Below are 15,143 nucleotides of genomic sequence, written 5' to 3'. Positions count from 1 at the left end.
GTGTGCCGCACCGGCGCACCACCACTGTCAGCCAGGTTCAGCGCCCGCGCCTCGGGACGAGGGAAGGTTTCAGCCGGTCGGCGGTGCGACCCGGATGGGGCCCGGACGTTCAGTAGACAACGGCTCTAGGTCGACCCGCAGCCAGCGGGCCCCAGGTCGGCCCGAAGGGCGCCGGGCCCCCATCCGCAGTTCCCGTCCCGCCCGTACCGGGCATCTGTCCGTACTTCCCTCCTTCTGTCCCGGGCCCGGGACAGGTCCTGCCCGACCGCGTCGCCGAACGGCCCGCGTCCGCTGGATATGGTGGGCACCTGCGTACGGACGTAAGGGGCAGTAAGTGAACGACGGCGGTCAGCGGCGGTACGGGCCGCTCGGCAAGATCCTGGTGATCATCCCGACCTACAACGAGGCCGAGAACATCAAGCCGATCGTCAGCCGGGTGCGTACCGCCGTGCCGGAGGCCGACATCCTGGTCGCCGACGACAACAGCCCGGACGGCACCGGCAAGATCGCCGACGAGATCGCCGCCGGGGACAGCCAGGTCCGTGTGCTGCACCGCAAGGGCAAGGAAGGACTCGGCGCGGCCTACCTCGCGGGCTTCCGCTGGGGCACCGAACAGGGCTACGGCGTGCTCGTGGAGATGGACGCCGACGGCTCCCACCAGCCCGAGGAACTGCCCCGGCTGCTCACCGCGCTCAAGGGCGCCGACCTGGTGCTCGGCTCCCGCTGGGTGCCGGGCGGGCGTGTGGTCAACTGGCCCAAGTCCCGCGAGATGATCTCCCGCGGGGGCAGCACCTACTCCCGGCTCCTGCTCGGGCTGCGCACCCGGGACGTCACCGGAGGCTTCCGGGCCTTCCGCGTCGAGACCCTGGACGGCCTCGGCCTCGACCAGGTCGCCTCGCAGGGCTACTGCTTCCAGGTCGACCTGGCCCGCCGGGCCGTCGAGGCCGGGTACCACGTCGTCGAGGTCCCGATCACCTTCGTCGACCGGGAGATCGGCGACTCGAAGATGAGCCGGGACATCCTGGTCGAGGCGCTCTGGCGGGTCACTTCCTGGGGTGTCACCTCCCGCGCGAACCGGGTCCTGGGCCGCAAGGCCCTCTGACCGGCCCGCCCGCGGCGCCCCGGCGGGATCACCCCCTTGTGCCACTCGGACGCCCGTACGGGCACACTGGGGACCATGACGACCGGCACTCCGCCCCCGACCGCCCGCAAGCGCTCACGCGCCCGCACCTACATCCCCCTCGCCATCGCCGCCTGGGCGGTGCTGGAGATCTGGCTGCTCACCGTCGTGGCCAACGCGGCGGGCGGGTTCACCGTGCTGCTGCTCCTGGCGGCGGGCCTCGTGTGCGGCGCCGCCGTCGTGAAGCGGGCCGGCCGCCGGGCCTTCCGCAACCTCACCGAGACGCTCCAGCGGACCCCGGACCGGTCCGGGGCCGCAGCCCCGCAGACCGACGCCCCCGACAGCAGGGGCAACGGCTTCCTGATGCTCGGCGGGCTGCTCCTGATGATCCCCGGGGTCATCTCGGACGTCGCCGGGCTCGTCCTGCTGGTGCCGCCGGTCCGTACCCGGCTCGGCCGGTACGCGGAGCGGTCCCTGGAGCGCCGGATGCGGGACGCGAGCCCCGGCAGCTTCTCCGACGCCTTCCAGCAGGCCCGCATTCACCGGCCGGACGGGAAGATCGTGCAGGGTGAGGTCATCCGGCCCGACGGCACACAGCCGGGACCGCGCTCCGACGACGGCCCCCGGCCGCCCCTGACCCCCTGAACGCCCGCCTCGTCCCGGCCCACGGCCATGCGCCGGGACGCGGCAAGGCCCTCGGTACGACACAGAGCCGCGGGCCGTGACACACGATCGGTGTCACGGCCCGCGGCTCTGTCGTAATGAGGTGGTGCGTGAGGGGTCAGGCGGACTTCCTGCTGTCCCTCGGGTGCACGGCGATGTTCATGGCGCCGGAGCGCAGCACCGCCAGCCGTTCGGCGAGGACTTCCTCCAGCTCCTCGCGGGTGCGCCGCTCCATGAGCATGTCCCAGTGCGTACGCGCAGGCTTGCCCTTCTTCTCCTCGGGGCCATCCCCGTCCACCAGGAGTGCCATGGCGCCGCACGCCTTGCACTCCCACTCCGGCGGAATCTCCGCCTCTACCGAGAACGGCATCTCGAATCGATGTCCGTTCTGGCATGCGTACTCCACCGCCTGGCGCGGGGCCAGATCGATGCCGCGGTCCGTCTCGTAGCTGGTAACCACGAGTCGCGTGCCGCGGAGAGCTCGCTCACTCATGAATCGTGCCTCCCGGGCTTGTCGCCCACAGGACAGGTGTCGCTGTCGTCGTCATCCGGTCAACGTCCGGTCGGCGGTAAAGATTCCCGTTGCCGGTCATGCGTCGCCCGTCGTGCCGCTGCTTCTTAAGGTTTCCCAGGGTTCCAAGTACCCACCGATGCCCGGAATGTCACATCTGGTGAAAGTTGTCACCCAACGGTTTTACTTCTTCCACGCGCAGTAACGGTCCTCCGGGCAGGCCAAAGGCGTACACTACCGGCCTTTCACTTCAACGTCTAAATCCGTTCCGGTACGGGATTGCCCGCGGCGGCCACTGCCCGCCGCACCGGCACCCTCGCGAGCAGCGCCGCACCGACCACGAAGAAGATCACCAACGAGATGATCGCGTCCCGGTAACTGCCGGTCAGCTGGAAGGCGAGACCGAACACCAGCGGCCCCAGCCAGCTCAGACCGCGGTCGCTCATCTCGTACGCGGAGAAGTACTCGGCCTCCTTGCCGCGCGGTACCAGGTGGGAGAAGAGCGAGCGTGACAGCGCCTGGCTGCCGCCCAGCACCATGCCGATCGCCGAGGCCAGGAGGTAGAAGTAGACCGGCGCCCCGGAGGGGAGGAAGTATCCGGCCACGAGAATCAGGGTCCAGACCGCGAGCGAGGCGAGAATCGTGCGCTTCGCGCCGTACGAGCGCGCCAGCCGCCCCATCCCCAGCGCCCCGGCCACCGCCAGCACCTGCACCAGCAGGACCGCCGTGATCAGGGTGGTCTGGTCGAGGCCCAGCTCCTCCGATCCGTACACCGACGCCTGGGAGATCACGGTCTGCACGCCGTCGTTGTAGATGAGGTACGCCAGCAGGAAGGAGAGCGTCAGCGGATGGCGGCGCATGTCGCGCAGGGTGGCCAGCAGCTGCCGCCAGCCCGAACCGACCGCCCCCTCGCCGTTCGTCGTCACGCCCCGGTCGCGCAGACGGCGCAGCGGTATGAGGGTGAAGGCGCCCCACCACAGACCTGCCGACGCCAGACAGATCCGTACCGAGTCGGACTCGGACAGGCCGAAGGAATCGTGGCCCGTGTACAGGATCAGATTCAGCACCAGGACCAGCGCGCCCGAGGTGTAGCCGAAGGCCCAGCCGCGCGAGGAGACCGCGTCCCGTTCGTCCGGCCCGGCGATCTGCGGCAGATACGCGTTGTACAGCACCATCGAGACCGAGATCGCCGCGTTCGCCACGATCAGGAGGAACGCGCCCAGCAGATAGCGGTGCCCGTCCAGGAAGAACATGCCGGTGGTCGCGGCGGCCCCGGTGTAGGCGGCGACCGCCAGCAGCGGCTTCTTGCGCCCCGTACGGTCCGCGGCGGCACCCACGATCGGCATCACGATCACGGCGAGCACGACGGACGCCGAGACCGCGTACGCGAACAGTGATCCGGCCCGGACCGGAATGCCGAGCGGGTGCACATAGCCGTCGGCGTCCGAGGCCGCCTTGGCGATCGAGGTCAGGTAGGGGCCGATGAACACCGTCAGCACGCTCGTCGAATAGACGGAGCACGCGAAGTCATAGAAATACCAGCCGCGCTGTTCGCGTCTTCGGCTCGTGGCCGCGTCCGCGTCCGGACCGGTCGGTTCAGCGGTTTCCGCGGTCTCGGTGCTCAAGCCGCACCCCCTCGTCTCTCCCCGTGAAGACCCGGCACGGCAGGCATCAGGCCCAGGCCCCCCGCTCGCTCAGCACCGTGCGCAGCGTCTCGATGTGATCGGTCATGATGCCATCCACACCGAGATCGAGGAGCGCGGCCATCCGCTCGGGTTCGTTCACCGTCCAGACGTGCACCTGGAGGCCGCGCGCGTGCGCCTCGCGCACGAAGCGGCGGTCGACCACCCGGATGCCGTTCTGGCTCTCCGGCACCTGCGCGCACACCGCGCCCGCCCGCAGTGCCGCCGGTATCCCGTAGGAGCGCAGCCGCAGGCCCAGTACGCCCCGGATGCCGTAGGAGGTGGCGAGCCGGGGGCCGCCCAGGCGGTGCGCCTTGGCGACCCGCGCCTCCGAGAAGGAGCCGACGCACACCCGGTCCCAGGCGTTCGCCCGGCGGATCAGCCCGATCAGCGGCTCCAGGGCGGAAGGGGCCTTGAGGTCGACGTTCCAGCGGGCCCCGGGGAACGTCTCCAGCAGTTCCTCGAACAGGGGCAGGGGCTCCCGGCCCGCCACCCTGGCCCGCCGCACCTCGCTCCAGGGCAGCTCGGCGATCCGGCCGCGGGCGTCGGTGACCCGGTCCAGGGTGGTGTCGTGGAACGCCACCAGGCGGCCGTCCGACGTGGTGTGCACATCGGTCTCGAAGTAGCGGTACCCGGCGTCGGCGGCCCGGCGGAACGCGGTGGTGGTGTTCTCGATCCCGTCCGCCGCACCGCCCCGGTGGGCGAACGGGATCGTCGCGGGATGGTCGAGATAGGGGTGGCGTTCTGAGGTCACTGCGGAAGTATGGCCTGCCCCGGTGTCCGGGGGGTGACGGAGGTGCCGCCGTCATCCGGCGCGGGAGCGTCGGCTCCCTGCCCGTCGGCTCCCTGCCCCTCGGGCTCCTCCCTGCCGGACTCCCTGCCGGACTTCCCGCCGGATTCTCCGGCGGAGGCCTTCGCGCCGCCCGGCTCCTCCTCGTCGGCGGGATTCCGGCCGATCGCGAAGACCCGCAGGAAGAACTGGGCGAGCGGGCCGATGGCCAGGGCGTACAGCACCGTGCCCACGCCGAGGGAGCCGCCGAGCAGGAAGCCGCTCACCACGACCGCGACCTCGATCAGGGTGCGTACCAGCCTGATGGAGCGGCCGGTACGCAGATGCAGCCCGGTCATCAGCCCGTCGCGGGGCCCCGGTCCGAACCGCGCCGCGATGTACAGCCCGGTCGCGACTCCGTTGACCACGACCCCCGCGGCCAGTACGGCGATCCGCGCGGCCAGGCCGTGCACGTCGGGGACGAGCGCGAGCGTTCCGTCCATGGCGAGACCGACCGCGAACACGTTGGACACGGTGCCCAGCCCAGGCCGCTGTCTCAGCGGTATCCACAGCAGCAGCACCACCGCACCGACGATGATCGAGACGACTCCGATGGACAGCCCGGTGCGCCCGGCGAGCCCCTGGTGCAGCACGCCCCAGGGTTCGAGCCCCAGACCGGCGCGGACCAGGAGCGCGGAGCTGGCCCCGTAGAGCGCGAGACCGACGTACAGCTGGACCAGCCGACGGGTGAGGTGCGCTCCGTGAGGGGCGGCGGCGGTGGACAAGACGTACCCCCTGATGTGGTGATGGTGGACTGTCGCATGCCACTCTGTGGCAGGGGATTGGCTACCAACTATGGCCAATCCGAGGAAGGTGGACTGATTTCCATGGCTGAGTGGACTTCGGCGGTCGGGGCGGCGCAGCTGGCTCGCCAGCTCCAGGCGCAGCGGCAGTCGCGGCCCGCCGGGCCGGGCGCCCGCCGCCCGCCCGCCTACCGGGCGCTGGCCGACGGCATCCGCCTGCTCGTGCTGGAGGGCCGGGTGCCGGTCGCCGCACGCCTTCCCGCCGAACGCGAACTGGCCCTCGCCCTCTCCGTGAGCCGCACCACCGTCGCCGCCGCGTACGAGGCGCTGCGCACCGAGGGCTTCCTGGAGTCCCGCCGCGGGGCAGGCAGCTGGACCGCGGTGCCCGCGGGCAACCCGCTGCCCGCACGCGGCCTGGAGCCGCTGCCCCCGGAGTCCCTCGGCTCCATGATCGACCTGGGCTGCGCCTCGCTGCCCGCCCCGGAGCCGTGGCTGACCCGGGCGGTACAGGGCGCCATTGAGGAACTGCCGCCGTACGCCCACACCCACGGCGACTACCCGGCCGGTCTGCCCGCGCTGCGGCAGATGATCGCCGAGCGGTACACCGGGCGCGGCATCCCGACCATGCCCGAGCAGATCATGGTCACCACCGGTGCCATGGGTGCCATCGACGCGATCTGTCATCTCTTCGCGGGCCGCGGCGAGCGGATCGCGGTGGAGTCCCCGAGCTACGCCAACATCCTCCAGCTGATGCGGGAGGCGGGTGCCCGGCTGGTGCCGGTGGCGATGGAGGAGGGGCTCGGCGGCTGGGACATGAACCGCTGGCGGCAGGTCCTGCGGGAGGCGGCACCCCGCCTCGCCTACGTCGTCGCCGACTTCCACAACCCGACCGGCGCCCTGGCCGACGAGGACCGGCGGCGCGAGCTGGTCGACGCCGCCCGCTCGGCGGGGACGGTCCTGGTCGCCGACGAGACCATGAACGAGCTCTGCCTCGATGCCGGGGTGAGCATGCCGCGCCGGGTCTGCGCCTTCGACCCGGCGGGCTCCACCGTGATCACGGTCGGCTCGGCGAGCAAGGCGTTCTGGGCGGGTATGCGGATCGGCTGGGTGCGCGCCGCCCCGGACGTGATCCGCAGCCTGGTCGCCGCCCGCGCCTACGCCGACATGGGCACGCCCGTCCTCGAACAGCTCGCGGTGAACTGGCTGATGCGCACCGGTGGCTGGGAGGAGGCCGTGCGGCTGCGGCGGGAACAGGCGCGGGAGAACCGGGACGCGCTCGTCGCCGCCGTCCGCCGGGAGCTGCCCGACTGGGAGTTCACCGTCCCGAGCGGCGGCCTGACGCTCTGGGTGCGCACGGGCGGGCTCTCCGGGTCCAGGCTGGCGGTGGCGGGGGAGCAGGTCGGTGTCCGGGTTCCGTCCGGCCCCCGGTTCGGCGTCGACGGCGCCTTCGAGGGGTACGTGCGGCTGCCGTTCACGGTCGCGGGGCCGGTCGCGGACGAGGCGGCCGTCCGGCTCGCGGCGGCGGCCCGGCTGGTCGGTTCGGGGGCGGGCGCGGGGGCCGAGGCGCCGCGTACGTTCGTCGCCTGACCGGTCCGCGGTGCCGCCGCGGTCAGTCGGTGACCGCCAGGCCCTCGGAGATGGCGCGCGGCAGCAGCGGCTCCGGGACGCCAGCCGGTTCGGGGGCGGCCGTCCGCGCGGTCCCGGGCGCCGCGGCCGCGTCGCGCCGTCCGGGGAGCAGCCCGAGTACCGCCTGCCGGTGCGCCTCGCCGGTGGTCTCGTCGTACGGATCGGGCGTGGCCGGGACCTGGAGGCGCAGTACCGGACCGGTGCCGAGGCGCGCGTAGCCCCGGCCGGGAGGGATCTCCGGCGCCGGGGTGGTGTCCGGCCCGGCGCCGAGCACCGACGCCACCTCCTCGCGGGAGCACCGCCCGAGCACGACCCGGGCCCGCAGATGCGCACGCACGTTCTCGCCGAGGGCGTCCAGGCTGTCGAACTGATCGGCCAGGACCACCGTGACACCGGTCGCCCTGCCGTGCCGCAGTGGCACCTGGAGCAGCTCCAGGGGGTCGGGCCGGCCGCTCGCGGCGGCGAGGCGGCCGAGGAGGCCGGGCCGGTCCAGCAGGATCCACAGCGGGCGCCTGATGTCGTCGGGCAGCGGATGTCCCGCCTGCAGGGCCCGGCTCGCGGCGAGCAGCCGCCGTTCCGTCTCGTGGGCCGCCCACTCCAGGGTCGCCAGCGCGCCGGCCGGTTCGCACTCCACGGCCAGCACACCGTCGCGCCCGGTCAGACAGGCGTACTCGCCCGTCGCGGCGGCCTCGACGATCAGGATGTCGCCGTGCTGGAGTGCCTGGAGGGCGAGTGAGCGCACCAGGGTCGTGGCGCCGCTGCCGGGCTGCCCGGCCACCAGCAGATGCGGTTCGGTGGAGCGGGCGCCGGTCCGCCAGACGACGGGCGGGGCGTCGCGGGTGAGGTCGCCGTCGTGCACCGGGACCGTGCGCTGCACCGCCTCGCCGTCGGTGAAGCCCAGCACGGTCTCGCCGGGGGAGGTCACGAAGCGCTGGGCGCCGATCGAGGTGGGCAGGGCGCCGAGGACGTTCATGAGGAGCTGGTTGTCCTCCTCGTCCCAGGTGAAGCGGTACTCGCGGCCGCGGCCCGACTTGGCGTGCAGCAGCTGCTCGATCCGGGCCCGGGACGCGGTCTCCCCGTCGGTGAAGTACGCGGGGTAGGTCACCCGGAGCCGGGTGGGCCGCCCGTCGCCGTCGAAGGCGTAGTCGCTGAAGACCTTCTCCCAGTCGCCGCCGTGCGCGTAGAGCGGACCGGGGTCGTCGGGCACGCTGAAGTACGGCACGAGCGCCTCGTACAGGGAGCGCAGCCGCGTGGCCTCCGCCTCGGCGGGGCCGGTCCTCGCGACGGTCCGCTCCCGGCCCTTCCAGGCCGCCGCGCCCATCACCGTCACCAGGGTGATCAGCCCTCCGAACGGCATGAGGGCCAGACCGAACAGGCAGGCCGCGACGACGAACAGCGCGGGGCCGCGCTTGTCCTTGGGCGTCGCGGCCCACCTCTGCCGTCCGGCTGCGGCCAGCAGCCGCAGACCGCGGGTGACCGTGATCAGCGGATGGAGGATGTCCGTGGCGTTGTCGGCGGCCGTGCGCGCGAACTCTCGGCTGCGCGTGATCGAGGCGCTGCCGCTGCTCAGAATGCGGGGGAGTGGTCGCCGGGCCACGTCGGTCTCCTGAAGGGGTGGAAGCGGTCGCGGGGGGTCAGAACTTGATCCCGCCCAGAAGGCCGGCGAGGCTCGCGCCGCCCGCCGTGATGCTCGGGGCGATGGCGGTGCCCGCCAGATAGAAGCCGAACAGCGCGGTGACGAGGGCGTGCGAGGCCTTGAGGCCGTCCTTCCTGAAGAAGAGGAAGACGATGATTCCGAGGATGACGACGCCTGACATGGACAGGATCATGAGAGGTTCTCCTGGTTGGGGGGACGGTCACCATGAGTCCTTCCAGGATCACCGGAAGTATCTATATGACAAAAGCTGTGTTCGGGTGAAAAGTCATTATTTTCACTTGATCGGCTGTCTGGGCGGGCCGCCGGGCGGGATGTCCGGTGGCGGGGTCGTACCGTCCGTGATCCTTTGCCAGGGTCGGCCCGGGGCACGTGACCCGGGCGGGCAGTACCCTGTCGGTTCACTCGTACGGCCCCATGGCGTACGTTCCGGCAGGTCGGCAGTGGTGCAGAACGGCGAGAGAGAGGCGGTCCGTCCGATGAGCGAAATCCCCGATCCCGAAGTGGTCGAGCTGGCGACGAAGGTCTTCGGCCTCGCGCGCCGCGGTGAGACGGACGCGCTCGCCGCGTACGTCGACGCGGGCGTCCCCGTGAACCTCACCAACGACCGGGGCGACTCGCTGCTGATGCTCGCCGCCTACCACGGGCACGCCGCGGCCGTCACGGCGCTCGTGGCGCGCGGTGCCGACCCGGGCCGGGCCAACGACCGCGGGCAGACGCCGCTCGCCGGTGCCGTTTTCAAGGGCGAGGACGCGGTGATCGACGCCCTTCTCGCCGCCGGGGCCGACCCCGTCGCCGGAACCCCCTCCGCCGTCGACACCGCGCGCATGTTCGGCAAGGCCGACCTGCTGGAACGCTTCGGCGCCCGCTGACCGGGTACGCCGTAAATGTGGTCGCGGTGGCGAAATGGCTGGGTCATCATGACGTCGCGGGCCCGGCTCCGGGCCACCGACGAGAGGCAGAGGGAAATGGTCTACACCAAGCAGAAGACGACGGTCGGCCGATCATGTTGCTGCGCGGCGTAGTGCCCACCCGGCACTTGGAACGGCACAGTCCCGATTGCGTCGACAGCTTGATGTGAGGCATTTTCCATGTTTGATCCGTTCATAGCGCCGAGCGGCACGCTGCTCGGCCTGCTGCAGAGGGGCCGGGGCGACGGCACGCTCCACGCGCTCGCCGCACCCCGCCCGGAGGCCCTGGCGGCCCTCAACCACTGCGTCCTGAGCGATCCGCGTCACGACTGGCAGGTGGAGAACCGCTCTCTCTACTACGCGCGCCTGTATCTCGACCTCGACGGGGGCATCGAGGAGATCGAGCGCCACCTGTGTGATCCCGACGACCACCTCGACACCGACGACTCCCGCACCGGACTCGCCCTCGCCGTGCTCGGCCACCTGGCCGCGTACGGACGCGGTGACGCCCTGGCCCTGCTGCGGCGCTACGCCGCGACCGGCGCCAACTGGGCCTGGGCCCTGGACGAGCTGGCCCTGCGCGACGATGACGCGGGGCTCCGCGGCCTCGCCGTGCCCGTCCTCGGCCGCTTCCCGGCCACCGCGGAGGGCGCCGCCGAGCTGGCCGCCGCGGTGCGCGACGCCTACGAGCCCCGCCCCTGGCGGCTCTGGGCGGACGACCCGCGCGCGGAGGTCGGTGCCCGGGTCCGGGCCGCCTCGGAACAGGGCTCGTTCGACCGCTGGCAGCGCCAGATGAGGCCCGGCGGACCCCGTCCCGGCTGGAGCGTCCAGGCCGTCTTCGACTGGGCCCAGCAGGGACTCGAACGCGGCAGCACCCTCCATGTGCCCGCCGCCCGCTGCCTCGCGGCCGTCGCCGGTCCCGAGGACCGGCCCACGCTCGTCGAGGCCGCCCGCAGCGGCCCGGAGGGCGCCCGCGGCGCCGCCCTGCACTACCTGGCGGAAGCCGGGGATCCGGTGGTGCTCGACCTGATCGAGGCCGGTGCGGTCTGCGCCTCGCGCACCGTCGCCGACGCGGCCATCGCCGCCTTCGAGCGGATGTGCGGGGACGCGGCGGTGGAGCGTGCCCGGCGCTGGGCCCGGCGGCCCGACGCCCTCGGCGCCTCCGCGGCCGGGGTGCTCGCCTGCCGGGGCGGCGCCCAGGACGCGACGGTGGTCCTCGCCGCGCTCCGCGAGGCCGTGCGCGGCACGGGGCCGGACGAGCCCCGCCTGTGGACGCTGGTGGACGGCGCGGGACGGCTGGGCATCGCCTGCGCCGCCCCCGTACTCCGGCACGTCTACCGCGAGACCTCCTCCTCGCACCTGCGGGGCCGGGCGGCCCGCGCCCTGGCCGCCACCGACCCCTCCTTCGCCACCGGCTTCGCCGTCGAGTGCCTGTGGGACTGCGAGGAGACCACCCGCGAGGTCGCCGCACTGCACGCGGAGACCGGCGACATCAGGGTCGCCGAGCGACTGCGCCGCCTCGCGGCCGATCCCGCCGAGGAGGCCGAGGTGCAGACGGCGGTACGCAGCCGGATCGGACCCGACGCCCCGGCGGTCTGACCGAGTGATGCACAGCGACGCGCGTCGGGGGGCGCGCGGCGCGTACGGCCGGTCCCACCGGCCCTCACCCCTTCCGGCCCCACCCCTTCCGGGCCCGCCCTTCGCGCCGTCGGCCGTGCCGCGCGCCAGTATGGAGGGATGACCGGACGCTGGGAGTTCTGGATCGACCGGGGCGGGACCTTCACCGACATCGTCGGCCGGGCCCCCGACGGACACCTGGTCACCCGCAAGCTGCTCTCCCACGCCCCGGAGCGCTACCGCGACGCCGCCGTGGCCGGAATCCGGGCCGTACTCGGCCTCGGCCCCGCCGAGCCCGTTCCCGCCGACCGGATCGACGCCGTACGGATCGGCACGACCGTCGCCACCAACGCCCTGCTGGAACGGCGCGGCGAACCGACCGTCCTGGTCATCACCGAAGGCTTCCGGGACGCCCTGCGCATCGCCTACCAGAACCGGCCCCGCCTCTTCGACCGGCGCATCCTGCTGCCCGAAGCCGTCTACGACCGGGTGATCGAGGTCCCCGAGCGGATCGACGCCCACGGCCGGGTCCTCACCCCTGTGGACCGGACGGCCGTCACCGCACGGCTGCGTGCCGCCCACGCCGACGGACTGCGCAGCGCCGCCGTCGTCCTCATGCACGGCTACCGCCACCCCCGGCACGAGAGCGCCGTCGCCGACGCCGCCCGCGAGGCGGGCTTCACCCAGATCAGCTGCTCGCACGAGGTGAGCCCGCTGATCAAGCTCGTACCGCGCGGCGACACCACCGTCGTCGACGCCTACCTCTCACCGATCCTGCGCCGCTACGTCGACGAGATCGCGGGCGAACTCGACGGCGTCCGGCTGCTGTTCATGCAGTCCAACGGCGGGCTGCGCGAAGCCGCCCACTTCCGGGGCAAGGACGCCGTGCTCTCCGGCCCGGCCGGGGGAGTGGTCGGCATGGCCCGCACCTCCGAACAGGCCGGGTACGACCGGGTCATCGGCTTCGACATGGGCGGCACCTCCACCGACGTGTCGCACTACGCGGGCGGGTTCGAGCGCGAACTCGGCACCCGGGTCGCCGGGGTACGGATGCGCGCCCCGATGATGAGCATCCACACCGTCGCGGCCGGGGGCGGCTCCGTCCTCCACTTCGACGGCCGCCGCCAGCGGGTCGGCCCCGACTCGGCGGGCGCGGCCCCCGGCCCGGCCTGCTACCGCCGCGGCGGCCCGCTGACCGTGACCGACGCCAATGTGCTGCTCGGACGCGTCCAGCCCGCCTGGTTCCCGGCCGTCTTCGGCCCCGGCGGCGACCTCCCGCTCGACGCCGGCCTGGTCCGCGAACGCTTCGAAGCACTCGCCGAGGACGTCACCCGCGCCACCGGCACCCGGCACACGGCCGCCCGGATCGCCGCCGGATTCCTGGAGATCGCCGTGCTCAGCATGGCGAACGCGGTCAAGAAGATCTCCGTACAGCGCGGACACGACATCACCCGCTACGCCCTCACCGGCTTCGGCGGCGCCGGTGGCCAGCACGTCTGCGCCGTCGCCGACTTCCTGGGCATCGACACCGTGCTCGTACCGCCGCTCGCGGGCGTACTCTCCGCGTACGGCATCGGCCTCGCCGACGCCACCGCGATGCGCGAACGGTCGGTGGAGGCGGAACTGACCGCAGCGGCCGCGGCCGGGGTCCGGGACCTCTGCGGGGAACTGGCCGCCGCCGCCCGCGCCGACCTGCGCGCCGACTCCGTACCCGACCACGCGATCCGCACGCGCGCCCGGGTGCTGCTGCGCTACGCGGGCACGGACTCCAGCCTCGCCGTCGACCTGGACACCGCGCCCGCCATGGCCGCCGCCTTCAGCGCCGAACACCGCGCACGGTACGCGTTCACCATGGACAAGACGCTGGTCGTCGAAGCCGTGACGGTCGAGGCGACCGGTGCGGCGGGCCGCCCCGCCGGGCCCCCGGCCCAGCCCCCGCCCGCCGCCCGAACCGAGCCGCGCCCGCGCGACACCGTACGGATGTACGCCGAGGGCCGCTGGCAGGACACCCCGCTCCATCTCCGCGCGGAACTGCGCCCCGCCGACACCGTGACCGGCCCCGCCGTCATCGCCGAGGCGGACGCCACCACCGTCGTCGACCCCGGCTGGCAGGCGGCCCCCACCGGCACCGGACACCTGCTGCTGACCCGGGCCCGCCCCCGCCCGGACCGTACCGCCGTCGGCACCCGGGTCGACCCCGTCATGCTGGAGGTCTTCAACAACCTCTTCATGTCGATCGCCGAGCAGATGGGCGTGCGGCTGGAGAACACCGCCCACTCCGTCAACATCAAGGAACGGCTCGACTTCTCCTGCGCCCTGTTCGACACGGACGGCAACCTGATCGCCAACGCCCCGCACATCCCCGTCCACCTCGGCTCGATGGGGGAGTCGATCAAGGAGGTGCTGCGGCGCAACAGCGGCACGATGCGGCCCGGCGACGCCTACGCCGTCAATGACCCCTACCACGGGGGCACCCACCTGCCCGACGTCACGGTGGTCACCCCGGTCTTCGACGGCGACGGCGACGGCGGCAAGCCGCGCTTCCTGGTGGCCTCCCGGGGACACCACGCCGAGATCGGCGGCATCACCCCCGGCTCCATGCCCGCCTTCAGCCGCACCATCGACGAGGAGGGCGTGCTGTTCGACAACTGGCTGCTGGTCCGCGACGGCAGGTTCCGCGAGGACGAGACACGTGCCCTGCTCACCGAAGCCGCCCATCCCTCCCGCGACCCCGAGGCCAACCTCGCCGACCTGCGCGCCCAGATCGCCGCCAACGAGAAGGGCATCACCGAACTGCGGCGCATGACCGACCAGTTCGGACCGGATGTGGTCACCGCGTACATGGGACACGTGCAGGACAACGCCGAGGAATCCGTCCGCCGGATCATCGCCCGGCTCCACGACGGCGCCTACCGCTACGAGACCGACAACGGCGCGGTCATCGCCGCCGCCCTCACCGTGGACCGGGAGGCGCGCAGCGCGGTCGTCGACTTCACCGGCACCTCGCCCCAGCAGCCCGGCAACTTCAACGCACCGCGGTCCGTCGTCATGGCAGCCGTGCTGTACGTCTTCCGCACCCTGGTCGCCGAGGACATCCCGCTCAACAGCGGCTGCCTCAAACCCCTGGAGATCCGTATCCCGGAGGGCTCCATGCTGGCCCCGGTCCACCCGGCGGCCACCGTCGCGGGCAACGTGGAGACCTCCCAGGCCGTCACCGGAGCCCTGTACGGGGCCCTCGGCATCCAGGCCGAGGGCTCGGGCACCATGAACAACCTCACCTTCGGCAACGAACGCGTCCAGTACTACGAGACCGTGGCCAGCGGCTCGGGCGCGGGCGACGGCTTCGACGGCGCCGACGCCGTGCAGACCCACATGACCAACTCCCGTCTCACCGACCCCGAGATCCTCGAATGGCGCTACCCCGTCCTGCTGGAGAGCTTCCAGGTGCGCGACGGCAGTGAGGGCCGCGGGCGCTGGCACGGCGGCCGGGGCGTGGAACGGCGGCTCCGCTTCCTGGAACCCGTCACCGTGACCCTGCTCTCCGGCCACCGCCGGGTCCGGCCGTACGGAATGGCGGGCGGCGGGCCCGGCGCGCTCGGCGAACAGCACGTCGAGCACCCGGACGGGCGGCCCGACACGCCCCTGCACGGCTGCGACACCGCGGAGTTGGGGCCGGGCGACGTCCTGGTGCTGCGCACCCCGGGCGGCGGGGGCTACGGCACCGCGTAAAATCTGCCCGGTGCCTCACGGCCGGGTCGCTTCTGCGCCGTTTCGACCGTTGTCCGTG

General features: G+C 72.8%; 12 protein-coding genes. 6 read left to right on the top strand and 6 right to left on the bottom strand.

The genetic code is table 11. The features are described 5' to 3' along the window. The first annotated feature begins 334 nt into the window (after positions 1–334). Positions 335–1,102 carry a polyprenol monophosphomannose synthase gene (locus ACFVWY_RS29225; RefSeq protein WP_389877667.1) on the top strand — a complete coding sequence of 256 codons (768 nt, stop codon included), beginning with the start codon at positions 335–337 and terminating at the stop codon, positions 1,100–1,102. 75 nt (positions 1,103–1,177) lie between these two features. After that, complete coding sequence (fxsA, locus tag ACFVWY_RS29220) at positions 1,178–1,765, top strand: FxsA family membrane protein (protein ID WP_389877666.1); 588 nt, start codon at positions 1,178–1,180, stop codon at positions 1,763–1,765. A 136-nt stretch (positions 1,766–1,901) separates the two neighbouring features. Here the strand turns inward: fxsA and ACFVWY_RS29215 are convergent, their stop codons facing one another. The 4 genes from ACFVWY_RS29215 to ACFVWY_RS29200 all read right to left on the bottom strand — a co-directional run bounded on the left by ACFVWY_RS29215 (position 1,902) and on the right by ACFVWY_RS29200 (position 5,530). Further along, a complete protein-coding gene (locus ACFVWY_RS29215; RefSeq protein WP_007262928.1) occupies positions 1,902–2,276 on the bottom strand; it encodes an RNA polymerase-binding protein RbpA in 375 nt (124 codons plus the stop codon). 275 nt (positions 2,277–2,551) lie between these two features. Next, positions 2,552–3,919 (bottom strand): MFS transporter, encoded by a 1,368-nt coding sequence (locus ACFVWY_RS29210; RefSeq protein ID WP_389877664.1) that lies wholly within the window; start codon positions 3,917–3,919, stop codon positions 2,552–2,554. A gap of 46 nt (positions 3,920–3,965) precedes the next feature. Then, positions 3,966–4,730 (bottom strand): glycerophosphodiester phosphodiesterase, encoded by a 765-nt coding sequence (locus ACFVWY_RS29205; protein ID WP_389877663.1) that lies wholly within the window; start codon positions 4,728–4,730, stop codon positions 3,966–3,968. Beyond that, positions 4,727–5,530, bottom strand: a complete 804-nt coding sequence (locus ACFVWY_RS29200) for a YitT family protein (RefSeq protein WP_389877662.1) — start codon at positions 5,528–5,530, stop codon at positions 4,727–4,729. The genes ACFVWY_RS29205 and ACFVWY_RS29200 overlap by 4 nt, the downstream gene beginning before the upstream one ends. Positions 5,531–5,632: 102 nt before the next feature. Here ACFVWY_RS29200 and ACFVWY_RS29195 point away from each other — a divergent pair, with 102 nt between their 5' ends. Then, positions 5,633–7,135 carry a PLP-dependent aminotransferase family protein gene (locus tag ACFVWY_RS29195; RefSeq protein WP_389877660.1) on the top strand — a complete coding sequence of 501 codons (1,503 nt, stop codon included), beginning with the start codon at positions 5,633–5,635 and terminating at the stop codon, positions 7,133–7,135. A 22-nt stretch (positions 7,136–7,157) separates the two neighbouring features. Here ACFVWY_RS29195 and ACFVWY_RS29190 read toward each other — a convergent pair whose 3' ends face one another. Both ACFVWY_RS29190 and ACFVWY_RS29185 read right to left on the bottom strand, forming a co-directional pair. Beyond that, a complete protein-coding gene (locus ACFVWY_RS29190; RefSeq protein WP_389877659.1) occupies positions 7,158–8,771 on the bottom strand; it encodes a hypothetical protein in 1,614 nt (537 codons plus the stop codon). 37 nt (positions 8,772–8,808) lie between these two features. Further along, positions 8,809–9,003, bottom strand: coding sequence for a hypothetical protein (locus tag ACFVWY_RS29185; protein WP_018103962.1), 195 nt, complete (start codon positions 9,001–9,003; stop codon positions 8,809–8,811). A gap of 304 nt (positions 9,004–9,307) precedes the next feature. Here ACFVWY_RS29185 and ACFVWY_RS29180 point away from each other — a divergent pair, with 304 nt between their 5' ends. The 3 genes from ACFVWY_RS29180 to ACFVWY_RS29170 all read left to right on the top strand — a co-directional run bounded on the left by ACFVWY_RS29180 (position 9,308) and on the right by ACFVWY_RS29170 (position 15,085). After that, complete coding sequence (locus ACFVWY_RS29180) at positions 9,308–9,700, top strand: ankyrin repeat domain-containing protein (RefSeq protein WP_389877657.1); 393 nt, start codon at positions 9,308–9,310, stop codon at positions 9,698–9,700. 219 nt (positions 9,701–9,919) lie between these two features. Continuing rightward, entirely contained in the window at positions 9,920–11,338 is a 1,419-nt protein-coding gene (locus ACFVWY_RS29175) for a HEAT repeat domain-containing protein (protein ID WP_389877655.1), read from the top strand. Between the two features lie 138 nt (positions 11,339–11,476). Then, a complete protein-coding gene (locus ACFVWY_RS29170) occupies positions 11,477–15,085 on the top strand; it encodes a hydantoinase B/oxoprolinase family protein (protein ID WP_389877654.1) in 3,609 nt (1,202 codons plus the stop codon). The last annotated feature ends 58 nt before the right edge of the window (positions 15,086–15,143 follow it).

The sequence above is a fragment of the Streptomyces sp. NPDC058195 genome (assembly GCF_042883525.1).
GTDB lineage: Bacteria > Actinomycetota > Actinomycetes > Streptomycetales > Streptomycetaceae > Streptomyces.
The sequence above is the reverse complement of the archived record's forward strand: the minus strand, read 5'-3'. Positions and strand labels throughout refer to the sequence as shown.

Excerpts from the sequence above, each read along its gene's own strand:
- ACFVWY_RS29215 (WP_007262928.1), bottom strand. The coding sequence starts at position 2,276 with ATGAGTGAGCGAGCTCTCCGCGGCACGCGACTCGTGGTTACCAGCTAC.
- ACFVWY_RS29185 (WP_018103962.1), bottom strand. The coding sequence starts at position 9,003 with ATGATCCTGTCCATGTCAGGCGTCGTCATCCTCGGAATCATCGTCTTC.
- ACFVWY_RS29170 (WP_389877654.1), top strand. The coding sequence starts at position 11,477 with ATGACCGGACGCTGGGAGTTCTGGATCGACCGGGGCGGGACCTTCACC.
- ACFVWY_RS29195 (WP_389877660.1), top strand. The coding sequence starts at position 5,633 with ATGGCTGAGTGGACTTCGGCGGTCGGGGCGGCGCAGCTGGCTCGCCAG.
- ACFVWY_RS29180 (WP_389877657.1), top strand. The coding sequence starts at position 9,308 with ATGAGCGAAATCCCCGATCCCGAAGTGGTCGAGCTGGCGACGAAGGTC.
- ACFVWY_RS29175 (WP_389877655.1), top strand. The coding sequence starts at position 9,920 with ATGTTTGATCCGTTCATAGCGCCGAGCGGCACGCTGCTCGGCCTGCTG.
- fxsA (WP_389877666.1), top strand. The coding sequence starts at position 1,178 with ATGACGACCGGCACTCCGCCCCCGACCGCCCGCAAGCGCTCACGCGCC.